The sequence below is a fragment of the Pseudomonas sp. Sample_9 genome (assembly GCF_004307535.1).
GTDB lineage: Bacteria > Pseudomonadota > Gammaproteobacteria > Pseudomonadales > Pseudomonadaceae > Aquipseudomonas > Aquipseudomonas mercuritolerans.
Genome location: NZ_RAZO01000509.1, coordinates 1 through 17,394 on the forward strand (window position 1 = coordinate 1; position 17,394 = coordinate 17,394).

At 59.6% G+C, this 17,394-nt stretch carries 22 protein-coding genes; 11 read left to right on the forward strand and 11 right to left on the reverse strand.

Going from position 1 to position 17,394, the window contains the following annotated elements:
• Positions 1 to 201: 201 nt before the first annotated feature.
• The 3 genes from infA to aat form a co-directional block, all read right to left on the reverse strand.
• Positions 202 to 420: a translation initiation factor IF-1 gene (infA, locus tag D6877_RS28710; protein ID WP_002553999.1), complete on the reverse strand. Its 219-nt coding sequence runs from the start codon at positions 418 to 420 to the stop codon at positions 202 to 204.
• A 112-nt stretch (positions 421 to 532) separates the two neighbouring features.
• Positions 533 to 1,240 carry an arginyltransferase gene (locus D6877_RS28715; protein ID WP_130912870.1) on the reverse strand — a complete coding sequence of 236 codons (708 nt, stop codon included), beginning with the start codon at positions 1,238 to 1,240 and terminating at the stop codon, positions 533 to 535.
• 58 nt (positions 1,241 to 1,298) lie between these two features.
• Positions 1,299 to 1,979: a leucyl/phenylalanyl-tRNA--protein transferase gene (gene aat / locus D6877_RS28720; RefSeq protein ID WP_130912871.1), complete on the reverse strand. Its 681-nt coding sequence runs from the start codon at positions 1,977 to 1,979 to the stop codon at positions 1,299 to 1,301.
• Between aat and D6877_RS29495 the strand changes: the two genes are divergently transcribed.
• From D6877_RS29495 to cysG, 7 genes are all read left to right on the forward strand, one after another.
• Positions 1,924 to 2,208 (forward strand): hypothetical protein, encoded by a 285-nt coding sequence (locus D6877_RS29495; protein WP_178083770.1) that lies wholly within the window; start codon positions 1,924 to 1,926, stop codon positions 2,206 to 2,208. The genes aat and D6877_RS29495 overlap by 56 nt on opposite strands.
• 292 nt (positions 2,209 to 2,500) lie before the next feature.
• Positions 2,501 to 4,909 (forward strand): DNA translocase FtsK, encoded by a 2,409-nt coding sequence (gene ftsK, locus D6877_RS28725; protein WP_041477069.1) that lies wholly within the window; start codon positions 2,501 to 2,503, stop codon positions 4,907 to 4,909.
• A gap of 67 nt (positions 4,910 to 4,976) precedes the next feature.
• Positions 4,977 to 5,597 carry an outer membrane lipoprotein chaperone LolA gene (gene lolA, locus D6877_RS28730; protein ID WP_056788905.1) on the forward strand — a complete coding sequence of 207 codons (621 nt, stop codon included), beginning with the start codon at positions 4,977 to 4,979 and terminating at the stop codon, positions 5,595 to 5,597.
• A gap of 195 nt (positions 5,598 to 5,792) precedes the next feature.
• A complete protein-coding gene (locus D6877_RS28740; protein ID WP_042609225.1) occupies positions 5,793 to 7,115 on the forward strand; it encodes a replication-associated recombination protein A in 1,323 nt (440 codons plus the stop codon).
• The gene (gene crcB, locus D6877_RS28745) at positions 7,115 to 7,489 is read left to right on the forward strand and encodes a fluoride efflux transporter CrcB (RefSeq protein WP_016775261.1); all 375 of its coding nucleotides are present in this window, start codon (positions 7,115 to 7,117) and stop codon (positions 7,487 to 7,489) included. The genes D6877_RS28740 and crcB overlap by 1 nt, the downstream gene beginning before the upstream one ends.
• Before the next feature lie 15 nt (positions 7,490 to 7,504).
• Positions 7,505 to 8,785 carry a serine--tRNA ligase gene (gene serS, locus D6877_RS28750; protein ID WP_125927824.1) on the forward strand — a complete coding sequence of 427 codons (1,281 nt, stop codon included), beginning with the start codon at positions 7,505 to 7,507 and terminating at the stop codon, positions 8,783 to 8,785.
• Positions 8,786 to 10,180 (forward strand): siroheme synthase CysG, encoded by a 1,395-nt coding sequence (gene cysG / locus D6877_RS28755; protein WP_130912872.1) that lies wholly within the window; start codon positions 8,786 to 8,788, stop codon positions 10,178 to 10,180.
• A 118-nt stretch (positions 10,181 to 10,298) separates the two neighbouring features.
• On the opposite strand, the gene D6877_RS28760 is transcribed toward cysG, so the two are convergent.
• The 7 genes from D6877_RS28760 to D6877_RS28790 all read right to left on the reverse strand — a co-directional run bounded on the left by D6877_RS28760 (position 10,299) and on the right by D6877_RS28790 (position 14,285).
• Complete coding sequence (locus tag D6877_RS28760) at positions 10,299 to 11,300, reverse strand: glutathione S-transferase family protein (protein ID WP_130912873.1); 1,002 nt, start codon at positions 11,298 to 11,300, stop codon at positions 10,299 to 10,301.
• Positions 11,301 to 11,391: 91 nt separating this feature from the next.
• Positions 11,392 to 12,393: a glycosyl transferase family protein gene (locus tag D6877_RS28765; RefSeq protein WP_130912874.1), complete on the reverse strand. Its 1,002-nt coding sequence runs from the start codon at positions 12,391 to 12,393 to the stop codon at positions 11,392 to 11,394.
• Positions 12,390 to 12,725, reverse strand: coding sequence for a TusE/DsrC/DsvC family sulfur relay protein (locus D6877_RS28770; protein WP_016770652.1), 336 nt, complete (start codon positions 12,723 to 12,725; stop codon positions 12,390 to 12,392). Before D6877_RS28770 ends, D6877_RS28765 begins: the two co-directional genes overlap by 4 nt.
• A complete protein-coding gene (gene tusB, locus D6877_RS28775) occupies positions 12,722 to 13,015 on the reverse strand; it encodes a sulfurtransferase complex subunit TusB (RefSeq protein ID WP_130912875.1) in 294 nt (97 codons plus the stop codon). Before tusB ends, D6877_RS28770 begins: the two co-directional genes overlap by 4 nt.
• Positions 13,015 to 13,371, reverse strand: a complete 357-nt coding sequence (tusC, locus tag D6877_RS28780) for a sulfurtransferase complex subunit TusC (RefSeq protein ID WP_130912876.1) — start codon at positions 13,369 to 13,371, stop codon at positions 13,015 to 13,017. Before tusC ends, tusB begins: the two co-directional genes overlap by 1 nt.
• A 2-nt stretch (positions 13,372 to 13,373) precedes the next feature.
• On the reverse strand, positions 13,374 to 13,766 hold the full coding sequence (gene tusD, locus D6877_RS28785; RefSeq protein WP_130912877.1) for a sulfurtransferase complex subunit TusD: 393 nt from the start codon (positions 13,764 to 13,766) through the stop codon (positions 13,374 to 13,376).
• 189 nt (positions 13,767 to 13,955) lie between these two features.
• On the reverse strand, positions 13,956 to 14,285 hold the full coding sequence (locus tag D6877_RS28790) for a DUF6388 family protein (RefSeq protein WP_130912878.1): 330 nt from the start codon (positions 14,283 to 14,285) through the stop codon (positions 13,956 to 13,958).
• A gap of 133 nt (positions 14,286 to 14,418) precedes the next feature.
• On the opposite strand from D6877_RS28790, the gene D6877_RS28795 reads away from it, so the two are divergent.
• Positions 14,419 to 14,769 (forward strand): hypothetical protein, encoded by a 351-nt coding sequence (locus D6877_RS28795; RefSeq protein WP_130912879.1) that lies wholly within the window; start codon positions 14,419 to 14,421, stop codon positions 14,767 to 14,769.
• A 101-nt stretch (positions 14,770 to 14,870) separates the two neighbouring features.
• Here the strand turns inward: D6877_RS28795 and D6877_RS28800 are convergent, their stop codons facing one another.
• On the reverse strand, positions 14,871 to 15,296 hold the full coding sequence (locus D6877_RS28800) for a GNAT family N-acetyltransferase (RefSeq protein ID WP_130912880.1): 426 nt from the start codon (positions 15,294 to 15,296) through the stop codon (positions 14,871 to 14,873).
• A 152-nt stretch (positions 15,297 to 15,448) separates the two neighbouring features.
• Between D6877_RS28800 and D6877_RS28805 the strand changes: the two genes are divergently transcribed.
• The 3 genes from D6877_RS28805 to D6877_RS28815 form a co-directional block, all read left to right on the forward strand.
• The gene (locus D6877_RS28805; RefSeq protein WP_016775257.1) at positions 15,449 to 15,889 is read left to right on the forward strand and encodes a hemerythrin domain-containing protein; all 441 of its coding nucleotides are present in this window, start codon (positions 15,449 to 15,451) and stop codon (positions 15,887 to 15,889) included.
• A 208-nt stretch (positions 15,890 to 16,097) separates the two neighbouring features.
• Positions 16,098 to 16,733 carry a lytic polysaccharide monooxygenase auxiliary activity family 9 protein gene (locus D6877_RS28810; protein WP_130912881.1) on the forward strand — a complete coding sequence of 212 codons (636 nt, stop codon included), beginning with the start codon at positions 16,098 to 16,100 and terminating at the stop codon, positions 16,731 to 16,733.
• 98 nt (positions 16,734 to 16,831) lie between these two features.
• On the forward strand, positions 16,832 to 17,394 hold a 563-nt coding region (locus tag D6877_RS28815), incomplete at its 3' end, for an NUDIX domain-containing protein (RefSeq protein ID WP_130912892.1).

Sequence of the window (17,394 nt, forward strand, 5' to 3'; positions counted from 1 at the left end):
TTTCTGTGGGAGCGAGCCTGCTCGCGAAGGCGGCCCGCAGGTCAACCCGTTTCTATCGAATTCGCGCGATCCAACCTATGGGCTGCCGAAGGCTGCGATCTTTTGATTTGCATGCTGTAAGCGCGAAACCGCCAGCCCCAAAACCTCAAAACGCAGATACAAAAACGCCCGGCATAACCCGGGCGTTCTGTATTGACTTGATTAACGAGCGCGGTAAGTGATCCGCCCTTTGCTCAAATCATAGGGCGTCAGCTCGACGCGCACTTTGTCACCGGTAAGAATACGAATGTAGTTCTTGCGCATCTTGCCGGAAATATGCGCGGTTACGACGTGCCCATTTTCCAACTCCACACGAAACATGGTGTTGGGCAGGGTGTCGACGACAGTGCCTTCCATTTCGAAGCTGTCTTCTTTCGACATGCAGTAAAGCCCTCGGTATCCAATGAATGGCCCGGTGCAACTGCGCCAGGCAAAAGCGGCGTGCATTGTGCCCGAAAAATGGGGTTTACGCCAAGGGGTTTAGGCCGCAGGTTTAGTTCAGGACGACCCAGCGCTGATTGATCAGCAATTCAATGGGCCGATATTGCGTCTTGTAGTTCATCTTTTTGCAGTTCTTGATCCAGTAACCCAGGTACACCGCTTCAAGGCCCAGGCGCTGGCTTTCGGCGATTTGCCAGAGGATCGCGTAACGGCCGAGGCTGCGGCGTTCTTCGTTCGGTTCGTAGAAGGTATACACCGCCGACAAGCCGTTGGGCAGCAGATCGGTGACTGCTACCGCGAGCAACCGTCCGTCGAGTCGAAACTCGTAGAATCGCGAGAAGGGCAGGTCGCGCACCAGGAACGTCGAGAACTGATCACGGCTTGGCGGGTACATGTCGCCGTCGGCATGGCGCTGTTCGATATAGCGCTGATACAGGTCGAAATATTCTTCGCTGAAGTGCGGTTTGACCGGTTGCACTTGCAGGTCGGTGTTGCGTTTGTAGATACGCTTCTGCTGGCGATTGGCGATGAACTGGGCGGAAGGAATGCGCGCGGGCACGCACGCATTGCAATTCTGGCAATGCGGCCGGTACAGATGATCGCCACTGCGACGAAAGCCCATTTCCGACAGGTCTGCGTAGACATGCACATCCATGGGCTGACTCGGGTCGAGAAACAGCGTCGTGGCCTGCTCCTCGGGCAGATAACTGCAAGAGTGGGGCTGAGTGGCATAAAACTTCAAACGCGCCAACTCGGTCATGAATCAACCCTCGGGATAAGCTGGTGGATTAAGTGTAAGCCACCTGCGCAAAAGTCGCTCAGCAAACCCAGATCGCCGAATTCGGTTGGTCGAGATGGCGCTGCAGATAGTCGGCGAATTCGCCCCGCGGAATGGATCGCGCACCGAGGCTGTGCAGGTGATCGGTCGGCATCTGGCAGTCGATCAGCACAAACCCGGCGGCTTTCAAATGCTTCACCAGCGTGGCAAAGCCATATTTGGACGCGTTGTCGGCACGGCTGAACATCGACTCGCCAAAAAACAGTTGGCCCATCGCCAGCCCGTACAGGCCGCCGACCAGCTGTCCCTCGTCCCAGACCTCAACCGAATGAGCGAAACCGCGCCGATGCAATTCTACGTAAGCATCCTGCATGGCCTCGGTGATCCAGGTGCCGTCGGCGTAGTCACGCGGGGCAGCGCAGGCGCGGATGACGGCGTCGAAATCCTGATCGAAGGTCACTTGATAGCGTTGCTTGCGCAGCAGCTTGCCGAGGCTGCGCGAGACGTGCAGTTCGTCGGGAAACAGCACGGTGCGAGGGTCTGGCGACCACCAGAGAATGGGTTGGCCTTCGGAGAACCAGGGAAAGCAGCCATGGCGATAGGCCTGGATCAGGCGGTCGGCGGACAGGTCGCCACCAGCGGCGAGCAATCCGTTCGGCTCGCGCATGGCTTTTTCCAGTGGCGGAAAGGTCAGGGAATTACGTTGTAACCAAGTCAGCATGGCATCCAGGCTTGCAGAAGGGGAGGGCGGTCATGGGCGTGCAGGCCCTGTTGAAGAGTTTGCCGCGAAACGGCGCAGATGTCCTGTACAGATGTCTGGTGCGGTGAGCATCGAGCTGCAACTTGATGTGTCGCCCGTGGTCGTAAGCGTCACCGTGGCGATGCCTGTCGAGCATTTCCGTGCGCCTGATCTGGCCAGCCTCGCTACGTTCATCAAATACAGCTCATAAGCCTTTGTCACAAAAGACAATGCATGCTCCAATTGCAACGCAGTGCGTGTGCGTTTGGCTATGCTCAAGGCCAGGGGCTCAAGCATGGCGTCGGGCGCACAAACCCGTACAATGCCGGGCTGTGACCCGCATTACGCTGCGCACGGTGTTTATGGCTGTGTTTATAAAACCAGTGGCACAGTGTTAAAAGTAGTCTCAGTTGGGCTTTTCACCTTTTCTACCTGCCTGGATTGGGCAGTTTTTATCGTCATTCAATAGATGGACGCGCCTCGGGCGCAGGAAAAGAAGCGTTTTGAAGAAGACCACCGAAGCACCCAAAACAGTCGTTCCGCTCTGGCGCCAGCAACTGCACTACCGGCTCAAGGAAGGTGCATTGATCGCCATCGGTGCCTTGTGCCTGTTCCTGATGATGGCTTTGCTGACTTACGGCAAGGACGATCCGGGCTGGAGCCATAACAGCAAGATCGACGATGTGCAGAACTTCGGCGGCCCGGCCGGCTCGTACAGCGCCGATATCCTGTTCATGGTGCTCGGTTACTTCGCCTATATCTTCCCGTTGCTGCTGGCGGTCAAGGCGTACCAGATATTTCGTCAACGCCATGAGCCGTGGCAGTGGAGCGGCTGGCTGTTTTCCTGGCGCCTGATCGGTCTGGTATTCCTCGTGCTCTCCGGCGCTGCGCTGGCGCACATTCACTTCCACGCCGCGACCGGTCTGCCCGCCGGCGCTGGCGGTGCCCTGGGCGAAAGCCTTGGCGATCTGGCGAAGAATGCGCTGAACATTCAAGGCAGCACGCTGCTGTTCATCGCGCTGTTCCTGTTCGGCCTGACCGTATTCACCGACCTGTCGTGGTTCAAGGTGATGGACGTCACCGGCAAGATCACCCTCGATCTGTTCGAACTGTTCCAAGGCGCGCTCAACCGCTGGTGGTCGGCGCGCACCGAGCGCAAGCAACTGGTCGCGCAACTGCGTGAGGTTGATGACCGCGTCCACGATGTGGTCGCACCGACTGTCACCGACAAGCGTGAACAGGCCAAGGTCAAGGAACGCCTGATCGAGCGTGAGCAAGCGCTGAGCAAGCACATGTCCGACCGCGAGAAGCAGGTGCCGCCGGTGATCGCGCCGGCACCAGCCAAGGCGCCGGAGCCGAGCAAGCGCGTGCAGAAAGAGAAGCAGGCGCCGTTGTTCGTCGACAGCGCGGTCGAAGGCACCTTGCCGCCGATCTCCATTCTTGATCCAGCGGAAAAGAAACAGCTCAACTATTCTCCTGAGTCCTTGGCAGCGGTCGGCCACTTGCTGGAAATCAAGCTCAAGGAATTCGGCGTCGAAGTCACCGTTGACTCGATCCACCCGGGCCCGGTGATTACCCGTTACGAAATCCAGCCTGCCGCCGGGGTAAAAGTCAGCCGTATCGCCAACCTGGCGAAAGACCTGGCGCGTTCGCTGGCGGTGACCAGTGTGCGCGTGGTCGAGGTGATTCCGGGCAAGACCACTGTCGGTATCGAGATTCCCAACGAAGACCGCCAGATCGTGCGTTTCTCCGAGGTGCTGTCGACCCCCGAGTACGACAACTTCAAATCGCCGGTCACCCTGGCGCTCGGTCATGACATCGGCGGCAAGCCGGTCATCACCGACCTGGCGAAGATGCCGCACTTGCTGGTGGCCGGTACCACCGGTTCCGGTAAGTCCGTGGGTGTGAACGCGATGATCCTGTCGATCCTGTTCAAGTCCGGCCCGGACGACGCCAAACTGATCATGATCGACCCGAAAATGCTTGAACTGTCGATCTACGAAGGCATTCCGCACCTGCTCTGCCCGGTGGTGACCGACATGAAGGACGCCGCCAACGCCTTGCGCTGGAGCGTTGCCGAGATGGAACGTCGCTACAAGCTGATGGCGAAAATGGGCGTGCGTAACCTCTCCGGCTTCAACGCCAAGGTCAAGGAAGCCCAGGATGCCGGCGAGCCGTTGAGCGATCCGCTGTACAAGCGCGAAAGCATTCACGACGAAGCGCCGCTGCTGCAGAAACTGCCGACCATCGTCGTAGTGGTGGACGAATTCGCCGACATGATGATGATCGTCGGCAAGAAGGTTGAAGAACTGATTGCCCGTATTGCGCAAAAAGCGCGTGCGGCGGGTATTCACTTGATCCTCGCAACCCAGCGCCCTTCGGTGGACGTGATCACCGGCCTGATCAAGGCCAACATCCCGACCCGTATGGCGTTCCAGGTATCGAGCAAGATCGACTCGCGGACCATCATCGACCAGGGTGGCGCCGAACAACTGCTCGGTCACGGTGACATGCTCTACATGCCGCCGGGCACCAGTCTGCCGATCCGGGTGCACGGCGCGTTCGTCTCCGACGATGAAGTTCATCGTGTGGTCGAAGCGTGGAAGCTGCGCGGTGCGCCGGAATACAACGACGACATCCTCAACGGTGTCGAAGAGGCGGGTAGCGGCTTCGAAGGCAGCAGCGGTGGTGGCGACGGTGATGATCCGGAAGCCGACGCGCTGTATGACGAAGCGGTGCAGTTCGTCCTCGAAAGCCGTCGTGCGTCGATTTCCGCTGTGCAGCGCAAGCTGAAGATCGGCTACAACCGCGCCGCGCGGATGATCGAAGCGATGGAAATGGCCGGCGTCGTTACCTCAATGAACACCAACGGTTCGCGTGAAGTCCTGGCCCCAGGCCCGGTACGCGACTGAAACGCAAAGACTCGGGTGGCGCAATGACGCGCCACCCGCTCTCCCACGAGTATTCAAGAGGACTCTCATGCGCCTTATCCGCATGCTGTTGCCAGTACTGGCGCTGACCACACTCACGGCCCACGCTGATGAAAAGGACGTGGCGCGTCTGACCCAGTTGCTGGAAACATCGAAAACCCTGTCGGCCAACTTCTCGCAGTTGACCCTCGACGGCAGCGGTACCCAATTGCAGGAAACCACCGGCAACATGACCCTGCAGCGTCCGGGCCTGTTCTACTGGCACACCAACGCGCCGGCCGAGCAGACCATGGTTTCCGATGGCAAGAAAGTCACCCTGTGGGACCCGGACCTGGAACAGGCAACCATCAAGAAGCTCGATGAGCGTCTGACCCAGACGCCTGCGCTGCTGCTGTCGGGTGATGTCTCGAAAATCAGCCAGAGCTTCGACATCAGCGCGAAAGAGGCTGGCGGTGTGATCGACTTCACCCTCAAGCCGAAGACCAAGGACACGCTGTTCGACAACCTGCGCCTGTCGTTCCGTAACGGTCTGCTCAATGACATGCAACTGATCGACAGCGTCGGCCAGCGCACCAATATCCTGTTTACCGGGGTCAAGGCCAACGAAGCGGTGCCAGCGTCCAAATTCAAATTCGACATTCCCAAGGGTGCCGACGTTATCCAGGAATAAACACCGGCCCTTTGTGTCAGGGCCTTTGTGGTGAGGGCCTGCTATTGAGAGGCTATTGTGGCGAGGGGATTTGTCCCCGTCCGGCTGCGCAGCAGTCGTCGCTTTTGGGGCCGCTTCGCAGCCCAACGGGGATAAATTCCCTCGCCACAGGTTCTTCAGCAGATTTCAGAAAATCAGAGGTTTCAACGCTACGTGATGGATCTGTTTCGCAGTGCACCGATTGCCCAACCCTTGGCCGCGCGTCTGCGTGCGGCCAATCTGGATGAGTACGTCGGTCAGGAACACGTGCTCGCTCGCGGCAAGCCTCTGCGTGAGGCGCTGGAGCAGGGCGCGCTGCATTCGATGATCTTCTGGGGGCCGCCGGGCGTGGGCAAGACCACCCTGGCGCGTCTGCTCGCGGAAGTCTCTGATGCGCACTTCGAAACGGTTTCGGCGGTGCTCGCCGGGGTCAAGGAAATCCGTCAGGCCGTTGAGATCGCCAAGCAGCAGGCCGGCCAATACGGCAAGCGCACGATCCTGTTTGTCGATGAAGTGCACCGCTTCAACAAGTCGCAGCAGGACGCGTTTCTGCCGTACGTGGAAGACGGCACGCTGATCTTCATCGGCGCCACCACCGAAAACCCTTCGTTCGAACTCAACAACGCCTTGTTGTCGCGGGCACGCGTCTACGTCCTGAAAAGCCTCGACGAAGCGGCGCTGCGCAAACTGGTGCATCGGGCTTTGACCGAAGAGCGCGGGCTGGGCAAGCGCAACCTGACACTGAGCGATGAAGGTTTTCAGATGTTGCTGTCCGCCGCTGATGGTGATGGCCGGCGCCTGCTCAATCTGCTGGAAAACGCCTCTGATCTGGCCGAAGACAACAGCGAAATCGGCACCGAACTGCTGCAAAGTCTGCTCGGCGATACACGCCGGCGGTTCGACAAGGGCGGTGAAGCGTTCTACGACCAGATCTCGGCCCTGCACAAATCCGTGCGCGGCTCCAACCCTGACGGCGCGCTGTACTGGTTTGCGCGGATGATCGACGGCGGCTGCGATCCGCTGTATCTGGCCCGGCGCGTTGTGCGCATGGCCAGCGAAGACATCGGCAACGCCGACCCGCGTGCGCTGAGCTTGTGCCTGGCGGCGTGGGAAGTGCAGGAGCGTCTCGGCAGCCCCGAGGGCGAATTGGCGGTCGCCCAGGCCATTACTTATCTGGCCTGCGCACCGAAAAGCAATGCGGTGTACATGGGCTTCAAAACCGCGCTGCGCGCAGCGGCTGAGAACGGCTCGCTGGAAGTCCCGCTGCACCTGCGCAATGCCCCGACCAAGCTGATGAAGCAATTGGGTTATGGCGACGAATACCGCTACGCCCACGACGAGCCGGACGCCTATGCCGCCGGCGAAGACTATTTTCCGGAAGAACTCGAGCCGATTCCGTTCTATCAGCCAGTGCCCCGTGGCCTGGAGTTGAAGATCGGCGAAAAGCTCAATCACCTCGCTCAGCTCGATCGTCTGAGCCCTCGGCAGCGGAGAAAATAGTGGTCCCATTGATCCTTGCAGTGTCGGTCGGCGGTGTTGCCGGGACATTGTTGCGCTTCGCCACCGGTAATTGGGTCAGCGCCAATTGGCCGCGGCACTTCTATACCGCGACGCTGGCCGTTAATATCGTGGGCTGCCTGCTGATTGGCGTGTTGTACGGCCTGTTTCTGATACGCCCGGAGGTGCCGATCGAGGTGCGCGCCGGGTTGATGGTCGGCTTCCTCGGGGGGCTGACGACTTTTTCATCCTTTTCACTGGATACGGTGCGCCTGCTGGAAAGCGGGCAAGTGTTGCTGGCCCTGGGCTACGCCGCACTCAGCGTATTCGGCGGGCTGCTCGCGACGTGGGCCGGCCTGTCCCTGACCAAACTTTGATAACGAGAAACCGACATGCTCGATTCCAAACTGTTACGTAGCAACCTTCAGGACGTAGCGGACCGCCTGGCTTCCCGTGGCTTTGCCCTGGACACCGCGCGCATCGAAGCGCTGGAAGAACAGCGCAAGACCGTCCAGACCCGCACCGAAGCATTGCAGGCTGAGCGTAACGCGCGTTCCAAATCCATCGGGCAGGCCAAGCAGCGTGGCGAAGACATCGCGCCGCTGATGGCGGACGTCGAGCGCATGGCGGGCGAGTTGAGCGCGGGCAAGGTCGAGCTGGACGCGATCCAGACCGAACTCGATTCGATCCTGCTCGGTATCCCCAACCTGCCGCACGAGTCGGTTCCGGTCGGCAAGGACGAAGACGACAACGTCGAAGTGCGCCGCTGGGGCACCCCGACCCAATTCGATTTCGAAGTGAAAGATCACGTCGCCCTCGGCGAGAAGTTCGGCTGGCTGGACTTCGAAACCGCCGCCAAGCTGTCCGGCGCGCGTTTCGCCTTGCTGCGCGGCCCGATCGCCCGTCTGCATCGTGCACTGGCGCAGTTCATGATCAACCTGCACGTCAACGAGCACGGCTATGAAGAGGCTTACACGCCTTATCTGGTTCAGGCTCCGGCGCTGCAAGGCACCGGCCAGCTGCCGAAGTTCGAAGAAGACCTGTTCAAGATCGCCCGCGAAGGCGAAGCCGATCTGTACCTGATCCCGACCGCCGAAGTGTCGCTGACCAACATCGTTGCCGGCGAAATCGTCGATTCGAAACTGCTGCCGATCAAGTTCGTCGCCCATACCCCATGCTTCCGCAGCGAAGCCGGTGCGTCGGGCCGCGACACGCGTGGCATGATCCGCCAGCACCAGTTCGACAAAGTCGAAATGGTCCAGATCGTCGAACCGTCGCAATCGATGGAAGCGCTGGAAGGCCTGACCGCCAACGCCGAAAAAGTCCTGCAGCTGCTCGGCCTGCCTTACCGCACCCTGGCACTGTGCACCGGCGATATGGGCTTCAGCGCGGTCAAGACCTACGACCTCGAAGTGTGGATTCCGAGCCAGGACAAATACCGCGAAATCTCCTCGTGCTCCAACTGCGGCGACTTCCAGGCGCGGCGCATGCAGGCGCGTTTCCGCAACCCGGAAACCGGCAAGCCTGAACTGGTGCACACCTTGAACGGTTCCGGCCTGGCGGTCGGTCGTACTCTGGTGGCGGTACTGGAAAACTACCAGCAGGCCGACGGTTCGATCCGCGTGCCGGACGTGCTCAAACCGTACATGGGTGGCCTTGAGGTCATCGGCTAAATGAAATATCTGCCGCTGTTTCACAACCTTCGCGGCAGTCGTGTGTTGGTTGTCGGTGGGGGGGAAATTGCCTTGCGCAAATCCCGCCTGCTGGCCGATGCCGGTGCGCTGCTGCGGGTGGTCGCACCTGAAATCGAAACGCAACTGGCTGAACTGGTCGCTGCCAGCGGCGGTGAATGCGTGTTGCGCGGTTACGCCGAAACGGATCTGGACGGTTGCGGGCTGATCATTGCCGCTACCGACGACGAAACGCTCAACGCGCAAGTCTCCACCGACGCCCACCGCCGTTGCGTGCCGGTCAACGTGGTCGATGCGCCGGCCTTGTGCAGCGTGATCTTCCCGGCAATCGTCGATCGCTCGCCGCTAATCATTGCCGTCTCCAGCGGCGGTGATGCGCCGGTACTGGCGCGCCTGATCCGCGCGAAAATCGAAACCTGGATTCCTTCCACTTACGGTCAATTGGCAGGGCTGGCTGCGCGTTTCCGTCATCAGGTGAAAAACCTGTTTCCGGATGTGCAGCAGCGTCGCGGCTTCTGGGAAGACGTTTTCCAGGGCCCGATTGCCGATCGTCAACTGGCCGGGCAGGGCGCTGAAGCCGAGCGCCTGCTGCAGGCTAAGGTCGATGGCGAGCCCATGGTCACCACTGGCGAGGTTTATCTGGTCGGTGCCGGTCCGGGTGATCCGGATCTGTTGACCTTCCGCGCGCTGCGTCTGATGCAGCAAGCCGATGTGGTGCTCTATGACCGCCTGGTGGCGCCGGCAATTCTTGAGTTGTGCCGTCGCGATGCCGAGCGGGTGTATGTCGGCAAGCGTCGCTCCGAACACGCCGTGCCGCAGGATCAGATCAACCAGCAACTGGTCGATCTGGCCAAGGCCGGCAAGCGTGTGGTGCGGTTGAAGGGCGGCGATCCGTTTATCTTTGGGCGCGGTGGCGAAGAGATCGAAGAACTCGCGGCCCACGGTATTCCATTCCAGGTGGTCCCGGGCATTACGGCGGCCAGCGGTTGCGCTGCTTATGCGGGGATTCCGCTGACCCATCGAGATCATGCGCAGTCCGTGCGGTTTGTCACTGGCCACTTGAAGGATGGTTCCACCGATCTGCCATGGGCCGATCTGGTCGCCCCGGCGCAGACGCTGGTGTTCTACATGGGCCTGGTGGGTTTGCCGATCATCTGTGAGCAGTTGATCAATCACGGTCGCGCGGCGGATACCCCGGCGGCATTGATCCAGCAGGGCACCACGGTCAATCAGCGGGTTTTCACCGGCACGCTGGCGGATCTGCCGCAAATGGTGGCAGAGCATGAAGTGCATGCGCCGACCCTGGTGATCGTCGGCGAAGTGGTACAACTGCGCGAGAAGCTGGCGTGGTTTGAAGGGGCTCAGGCGCAGATCTAAACACCGCGTCGTTCCCTTCGCGAGCAGGCTCGCTCCCACATTGGATCTGTGTCATGCACAAATCCGGTGTGGGAGCGAGCCTGCTCGCGAACGGGGTCTCGAACCAATACCGAGCTAATCAACCCCGGCGCCAAACCCCTTTCCCGATCAACCGCTCGCGATCATGCGCCACGCTGAAATCCTGCTGCGGCCCCTTCGGCACCACGCCGGTCGGGTTGATGGTCTTGTGGCTGCCATAGTAGTGATGCTTGATGTGCTGAAAATCCACCGTCTCGGCAATCCCCGGCCACTGATACATCTCGCGCAGCCAGTTCGATAGGTTCGGGTAGTCGGCAATCCGCCGCAGGTTGCACTTGAAGTGGCCGTGATACACCGCGTCGAAACGAATCATCGTGGTGAACAGGCGCACATCGGCCTCGGTCAGGTATTCCCCGCTCAGGTAGCGATTGGCACCCAGCAGTTGCTCCAGATGATCCAGCTCGGCAAATACTTCATCGAATGCCTGTTCGTAGGCCTGCTGCGAGGTGGCGAACCCGGCACGATAGACGCCGTTGTTCACCGCCGGATAGATCCGCTCGTTCAGCGCATCGATCTCGTTGCGTAGCGGCGTGGGATAGAAGTCCAGGTCATTGCCGGTGAGCCCGTCGAAGGCGCTGTTGAACATGCGGATGATTTCCGCTGATTCATTGCTGACGATGCGCTTGAGTTTCTTGTCCCACAGCACTGGCACCGTCACGCGCCCGGTGTAGTCAGGCGTATCAGCCGTATAGCGCTGGTGCATGAAGTCGAAACCATCGAGTTTGTCGCCGGTCGAGCCGAGCGCTTTGTCGAAAGTCCAGCCGTTTTCCAGCATCAGCCAGCTGACCACCGACACGTCGATGAGACTATCCAGGCCTTTGAGTTTGCGCAGAATCAGCGTGCGATGCGCCCAAGGGCAGGCGAGGGAAACATAGAGGTGATAGCGCCCGGCTTCAGCAGTGAAACCGCCTTCACCGCTGGGGCCTGGCTGACCGTCGGCGGTCACCCAGTTGCGGCGTTGCGCTTGTTCGCGCTGGAACGCGCCGTCCTTGCTGCTTTCGTACCACTTGTCCTGCCAGTGGCCGTCGACGAGTAAACCCATGATCAAGACTCCCAAAACCAATATTTGTTGGAGTCGAGTCTATTCCGATGAGTTCGAACAAAAAGCGCAAAGATCGGGCGCTAATGATCGGTTAGATCGATGTGTTGCGCGCCGCCCAATACTGCTCGGCGGTTGCGAAGGCCTGTTCGCGATTCTGACCGAGACCGCGCAGGGCAAGGGCCATGGTCGCAATCAAGGCCATTTGCGGGTAACTGTCGACCACATCGCCACGCCACACGGCTTTCAAGTGTTCGGTGTCCAGCGAGGCGGGTTTGACATGGCGCTGCGCTGACAGCTGCGGCCATTCTTCATCCCAGCTCTGACCGCTGCTGGTGCCATAAAGGTGGCTGGTGGCGTCGGGGTTGATCTCGATTTCACCGCCATCGCCCTTGACCACAATTGCCGTGTCGCCGAGCAAGCCGCTGGCATCGCGATGCACCGCTTGGTAGCCCGGGTGGAAAATGCTTTGCAGGCCGCAGCGTGCGCCCAACGGATTGAGAATCCGCGCCAGCGAGTGGATCGGCGACCGCAGGCCCAAGGTATTGCGCAGGTCGATCATCTTTTGCAACTGCGGCGCCCAGTCCACCAGCGGCATAAAGGCCAGGCCGCCGTTGTCCAGTGCCGTGCCGACCTGCTGCCAATCACGGCACAGGGGAATGTTCAGTTCGCCCAGCAGTTGTTCGCTGTACAGACGCCCGGCCGTGTGCGCGCCGCCGCCATGCATGAAGATCCGCACGCCGTTTTGCGCCAGGCACTTGGCCGCCAGCAGATACCAAGGCAAATGGCGTTTTTTGCCGGCGTAGGTCGGCCAGTCCAGGTCGACATTTAATCCAGGCGCTTGCAAGCGTGCGCGCAGGGCTTCGGTGAAACCGGCCATTTCCTCGGCGCTCTCTTCCTTGTGCCGCAGCAACATCAGGAAGGCACCCAGTTGCGTATCTTCGACTTGGTCATCGAGCACCATGCCCATGGCCTCGCGGGCTTCTTCGCGCGTCAGGTCGCGGGCGCCGCGCTTGCCCTTGCCGAGAATGCGCACGAATTGCGCGAACGGGTGCTCGGCAGGCGTTTCGAGGGTCAATGCTGGAAAGTCGTTCATAGGCAATTCGTCGGTTTGGGCAGGCCCGCCAGTTTCGCGGCGAGTTTGGCAGGGGTGCCTTTGAACAGTCGGTTCAGGTGCAGGCTGTTGCCTTTGTCGGCGCCGAGTTTCAACGCGGTGTACTTGATCAGCGGACGCGTGGCCGGCGATAGCTGGAATTCGGCGTAGAAGCTACGCAGAAGCTCGAGGACTTCCCAGTGTTCAGGCGTCAACTCGATGTCTTCGGCGGCGGCGAGGGCGCTGGCGACTTCGGCCGACCAGTCGCTGAGGTCAACGAGAAAGCCGTCCTTGTCCAGTTCGATGGCGCGGGCGCCTACGGTCATTGAATTCATAGCCAGCTGTTGACCTTGGCGTGATGGATCGACAGTTCGACGAAGGCCGGGTAGTCGATGGCCTCGGCCCAGTCTGGAATCTCGATCGCACGCGCCTGTGCGTCCTCAACCAATACAAAAAGTTTGATTGGTCGCTCTTGCAGAGCAGAGAACGGCGCAGTGTCCGGTTGCAGCGCATACACCGCATCGCCGGACAACAACACGGCATCGGCGCTGCCGAGCAGGCGCAGGCAACTGCTCAGGCGATCGTCGCCGAACGGGGAATGAGACAACACATGCAAAGTCGACATCAGAGGGTGATCACCTGATCGTAACGGTCAATAAGGGCGGTGATGTGTTCAGCAGCAAGCGGCTGCGCTTCGTCCAGCGACAGGTTGCCAAGACCGCGAGCATTGGCGCTTTCGACGCAATAGAACAGCTCTTCGATACCAAACATCGGTAGCGCCTGCAGATTGGCGCTGAGGTCTTTCTGCTGCACGGCCTTGGCGTTCTGCCCGGCGGCCAATTGCAGCACGCCGTCATCGAGAAACAGCAAACCGATCGGCAGATCGAAGGCGCCACCGGCGAGCACGATATCCAGCGCTTCCCGCGCACCGGGGCCGGACCACGGCGATTGGCGGCTGATGATCAACAGCGATTTGGCCATGTTCAAGCGCCTCCGAAACAGATGAGCCGATCAGCGTCCTGCACGGCGTCGTGCAATTGACCCAGACCAGACAATTCCCACGGCGCGCTGAGCGAAATCGCTTCACGCTGGTAACGCTTGGCTTCTTCTTCGTTCAACACACCACGGCGCAAAGCGGCGGCGATGCAGACCACGCCATCAAGTTGCTTTTCGTTGATAAAAGCACGCCATTGCTTGGGTAAGTCGAACTCATCCTGCGGCGTCACTAAGGCATCGGAAGCGTTGAATACGCCGTCCTGATAGAAGAACAGCCGGACAATCTCATGGCCGCCGGCCAGCGCGGCCTGGGCAAACAGCAAGGCACGGCGCGAGGAGGGCGCATGGGCGGCGGAAAACAGCGCGATGGCGAACTTCATGATGGACTCGATCAACGAAACTGCGGCCATGATAAAGCTTTATTGCGCGTGCCGCGAAATCTGGTAATACGCGGTTCACTGTGGGAGCGAGCCTGCTCGCGAAAGCGTCGTCTCGTTCGAGATCAGTTTCGGCAGTCACACCGCCTTCGCGAGCAGGCTCGCTCCCACGTGAGATTTGCGGCGGCTGGATTACGGGGTGATGCCGTAAAGATCGCAATACTCGATCCAGTCCATCCCCGCCATTTCCGCCACTTCCCGATGCACTTCCATGCGTTGCGCCTGATAGTCCTCCGGCGAATCAGCGGTCAGCTGCAATGTCAGCTCCCAGGCAAACAACCCTTGGCTTTCCGCCTCAGCCTCGAATGCTTCGTGCAAGCGTTCTTCGCGATACTGCGCCTGGGTTTCGCCTTTGGCCTGAGCCAGCAGCGGGTTGAGATGGTCGAGGGTTTCACGTAGTTCGGGTCGCGCATCGAGAAACAGTTTCAAAGCCTGTTCATGTCGCTGGTCGCTAGGCGCCATGTAATTTCCTTGTGTGACTGATGACCATAGGGTGCCGCACCTGCTTGCGCATGTCGCGCATAAAAACAGTAAAGCAGAACGATTTGCCGCGTCGCAGTGCTACAGTCCGCTTTTTTCTCGATGAGCAAATGCAATGCGAATGCTGATGGTAGTGCTGGCGGCGGCCCTGTTGGCCGGGTGCGCCGGTTCGGTGATGAACGATGCTCGCAGCAAGAGCCCGGACAAGGTCCTGACCTCCGACAAGCCGGAGAAAGACGTCGCCCGGTGCGTGCAATTCGCCTGGCAGGATGAAGCGGTATTCGGCGTCGACGCGGCGGCCTATCTGGAACCGCGCGAGTTAGGCGGCACGACGGTGTACACCCGTTCGGCGGAGTCGTTTGTCGATGTGGTTACCGAAGCGTCCGGCACGACTTTGAACTATTACGCGCAGAAGAGTGATTTTGTCGCGATGCGGCGGATGGCGGCGATGGCGACCTGCCTTTGATTATGCTGCGAAGCAGTTGACGCTTTCGCGAGCAGGCTCGCTCCCACAGGTTGTAATGCGTTGCACTGTGGGAGCGAGCCTGCTCGCGAATACGGCATGACTCAATCGATCAGGCGCTTCTGAAAGTAGTGCCGCTTGTGCCCCGGTGGGTAGTCAACGATTTCCCCAAACTGGCTGAACCCCAGCTTCCTGTAGAACTCCGGCGCCTGAAAATCGAAGGTGTCGAGCCAGACGCCATAGCAGTTTTTTTCCTTGGCCAGGGCTTCCGCCTGAGCCATCAATTTCGAGCCGATCCCCTGTCCGCGACCCTGTTCCGGTACTGACAGCAGCTCGATGAACATCCAGCGAAAAATCATTCGCCCGTACAAACCGCCCAGTATTTCGCCATTCTGGTCTTTGACCATCAAGGCGAACGGCTCGGATTTAGAACCGCCGGTTTGAGCATCGTTGTACTCGATCAGTGGCTGCAGAATGGCCTGACGCTGTTCCTCGGTAGGATTCTGCGTCAACTCGATACGCAAATTCATGCATGACTTCCTTGTGTAATTGAAAGCCCAGCCTAACGCGTCCGGGCAAGCGTCTCCAAGCCCTTCGATCGAACAAGCGGAACCGTCAAACCAGCGTTGCGGTCTAGGCTTTTATCGCGTCTTTCCCTGAGCGCGATTGATGAGGAAATCCCGTGAATATTTTTGAAGCCCTGCGCGAAAGCCACGAGCGCCAGCGCACTTACGCCAAGGCTTTGATCGCGACCAGCGGCGACAGCCCTGAGCGGGTCGAGGCCTACAAGCAGCTCAAAGCAGAACTGCAAGCGCATGAAACCGCTGAAGAGCGGCATTTCTACATTCCGTTGATGGAAATCGATGAAGGCGTGGACCTGAGCCGCCACGCCATCGCCGAACACCACGAAATGGACGAGATGATGGAGGAGCTCGACGAGACCGAAATGTCCAGTCCGGCCTGGCTGGCCACGGCCAAAAAGCTTTCCGACAAGGTTCATCACCACCTCGAGGAAGAAGAGCACAAATTCTTCCAGATGGCCGGCAAGCTGCTCGACGATAAACAGAAAACCCAACTCGCCGGGCAGTACGAAAAGGAGTATCAGGCGCAACTGTCTGAATGACCAAAGGCGACTCGGCGTGTAGGTGTTCAGCTACACGTTGAGTGCGATGCGTCGTCGAGCACTGGTTATGCATCCAGTGTTTCCGGGGCTTTTTACGTCTTGCACACTGGGACTGTGACAAAAGCGCTGATGGACAAAAAATTCACCTCCGTTAGCTTGAAGGCCTCTCCTCGGGAAGGAGAGTTCTCAAATCAACGGAGTGAGCAAGATGAATCAGGCAATCCCACAAACCCAACTCAAACACGGTCGTGTCATCTCGCCAGCGAGTCGCGGCGCAGTGGCCATCGACCTCGGCCTGCTCGGCGCTTGGCAAGTCAATGAAATGGAGGGCGGCAAGAACTTTCCGGCCCTGGACGCCGGACCGTTCCCCCAACCCTTCGAGACCGACTCGGACAGCGTCGCGCCGCCGGCCGATGGCTACATTCTCAGCGGCGGCAAGACCGATGCCCGCGATTGCGTCAATTACACCGCCGACGAGATGAGCAAGAAGCTCGGTCGTTCCTTCAGCTGGCCGCTGCTCAATGTCGATCCGGGGCAGATTCTCAACGTCACCTGGGCCTACACCGCACCGCACACCACCCGAGGTTATCGCTGGCTGATCACCAAAGACGGCTGGGATCCCCAGCAACGCATCAGCCGTGCACAACTGGAAACTCAGCCGTTCTTCGAGGATTTCTACCCGCAAGTGCCTTATTACAGCCATGCCGGTGAACTGAAGGCGAAGGTCGATCACCAAGTGCAGCTGCCTGCGAACAAGCAGGGTCATCACGTCATTGTGCTGATGTGGATCGTCGCCAATACCGGCAACGCCTTCTACCAGGCCTTCGACGTCGACTTCCAGTAACAACCCAGGCTGAACGAGCCCGGTAGCGCTGCCGGGCTTTTTTTGTCGGCGCAATTGTCCGACCATGGCAGTCCCCCATGAAGACAGGATCAGACGCGATGTCCAACACAGCCGAACGGGTCAACATCGTCGACACTCAGGTGTTGTCCCACGACTGGTATCTGCTGAAGAAAATCACTTTCGATTACCACCGCAACAACGGCGAGTGGCAGCGCCAGACCCGCGAGGTATACGACCGAGGCAACGGCGCGGCGATTCTGCTGTTCAACCGCGAAAAGCGCACGGTGGTGCTGACCCGCCAGTTCCGTTTGCCGGTGTTCGTCAACGGCCACAATGGATTGTTGATCGAGGTGGCCGCCGGGTTGCTGGAAGGTGCCGCGCCCGAGCAGCGCATTCGTGACGAAGCCGAGGAGGAAACCGGTTACCGCGTGCACGACGTGGAAAAAGTATTTGAGGCGTACATGAGTCCCGGTTCGGTGACGGAGAAACTGCACTTCTTTATCGCTGAATACGACGCCGCGTCCAAAGTCAGCGACGGTGGTGGCCTGGAAGAGGAAACCGAAGAACTGGAAGTGCTCGAGTGGGGCTTCGATGAGGCACTGGCAGCGTTTCAACGCGGCGAGATCTGCGATGCCAAGACCATCATGCTGTTGCAGTACGC

What these genes read in the sequence shown, in the direction of transcription:
- infA (WP_002553999.1), bottom strand. Translation starts at nt 420, where the DNA reads ATGTCGAAAGAAGACAGCTTCGAAATGGAAGGCACTGTCGTCGACACC.
- D6877_RS28715 (WP_130912870.1), bottom strand. Translation starts at nt 1,240, where the DNA reads ATGACCGAGTTGGCGCGTTTGAAGTTTTATGCCACTCAGCCCCACTCT.
- D6877_RS29495 (WP_178083770.1), top strand. Translation starts at nt 1,924, where the DNA reads ATGGCTTTTTCCAGTGGCGGAAAGGTCAGGGAATTACGTTGTAACCAA.
- aat (WP_130912871.1), bottom strand. Translation starts at nt 1,979, where the DNA reads ATGCTGACTTGGTTACAACGTAATTCCCTGACCTTTCCGCCACTGGAA.
- lolA (WP_056788905.1), top strand. Translation starts at nt 4,977, where the DNA reads ATGCGCCTTATCCGCATGCTGTTGCCAGTACTGGCGCTGACCACACTC.
- D6877_RS28740 (WP_042609225.1), top strand. Translation starts at nt 5,793, where the DNA reads ATGGATCTGTTTCGCAGTGCACCGATTGCCCAACCCTTGGCCGCGCGT.
- serS (WP_125927824.1), top strand. Translation starts at nt 7,505, where the DNA reads ATGCTCGATTCCAAACTGTTACGTAGCAACCTTCAGGACGTAGCGGAC.
- cysG (WP_130912872.1), top strand. Translation starts at nt 8,786, where the DNA reads ATGAAATATCTGCCGCTGTTTCACAACCTTCGCGGCAGTCGTGTGTTG.
- D6877_RS28760 (WP_130912873.1), bottom strand. Translation starts at nt 11,300, where the DNA reads ATGGGTTTACTCGTCGACGGCCACTGGCAGGACAAGTGGTACGAAAGC.
- D6877_RS28765 (WP_130912874.1), bottom strand. Translation starts at nt 12,393, where the DNA reads ATGAACGACTTTCCAGCATTGACCCTCGAAACGCCTGCCGAGCACCCG.
- D6877_RS28770 (WP_016770652.1), bottom strand. Translation starts at nt 12,725, where the DNA reads ATGAATTCAATGACCGTAGGCGCCCGCGCCATCGAACTGGACAAGGAC.
- tusB (WP_130912875.1), bottom strand. Translation starts at nt 13,015, where the DNA reads ATGTCGACTTTGCATGTGTTGTCTCATTCCCCGTTCGGCGACGATCGC.
- tusC (WP_130912876.1), bottom strand. Translation starts at nt 13,371, where the DNA reads ATGGCCAAATCGCTGTTGATCATCAGCCGCCAATCGCCGTGGTCCGGC.
- tusD (WP_130912877.1), bottom strand. Translation starts at nt 13,766, where the DNA reads ATGAAGTTCGCCATCGCGCTGTTTTCCGCCGCCCATGCGCCCTCCTCG.
- D6877_RS28790 (WP_130912878.1), bottom strand. Translation starts at nt 14,285, where the DNA reads ATGGCGCCTAGCGACCAGCGACATGAACAGGCTTTGAAACTGTTTCTC.
- D6877_RS28795 (WP_130912879.1), top strand. Translation starts at nt 14,419, where the DNA reads ATGCGAATGCTGATGGTAGTGCTGGCGGCGGCCCTGTTGGCCGGGTGC.
- D6877_RS28800 (WP_130912880.1), bottom strand. Translation starts at nt 15,296, where the DNA reads ATGAATTTGCGTATCGAGTTGACGCAGAATCCTACCGAGGAACAGCGT.
- D6877_RS28810 (WP_130912881.1), top strand. Translation starts at nt 16,098, where the DNA reads ATGAATCAGGCAATCCCACAAACCCAACTCAAACACGGTCGTGTCATC.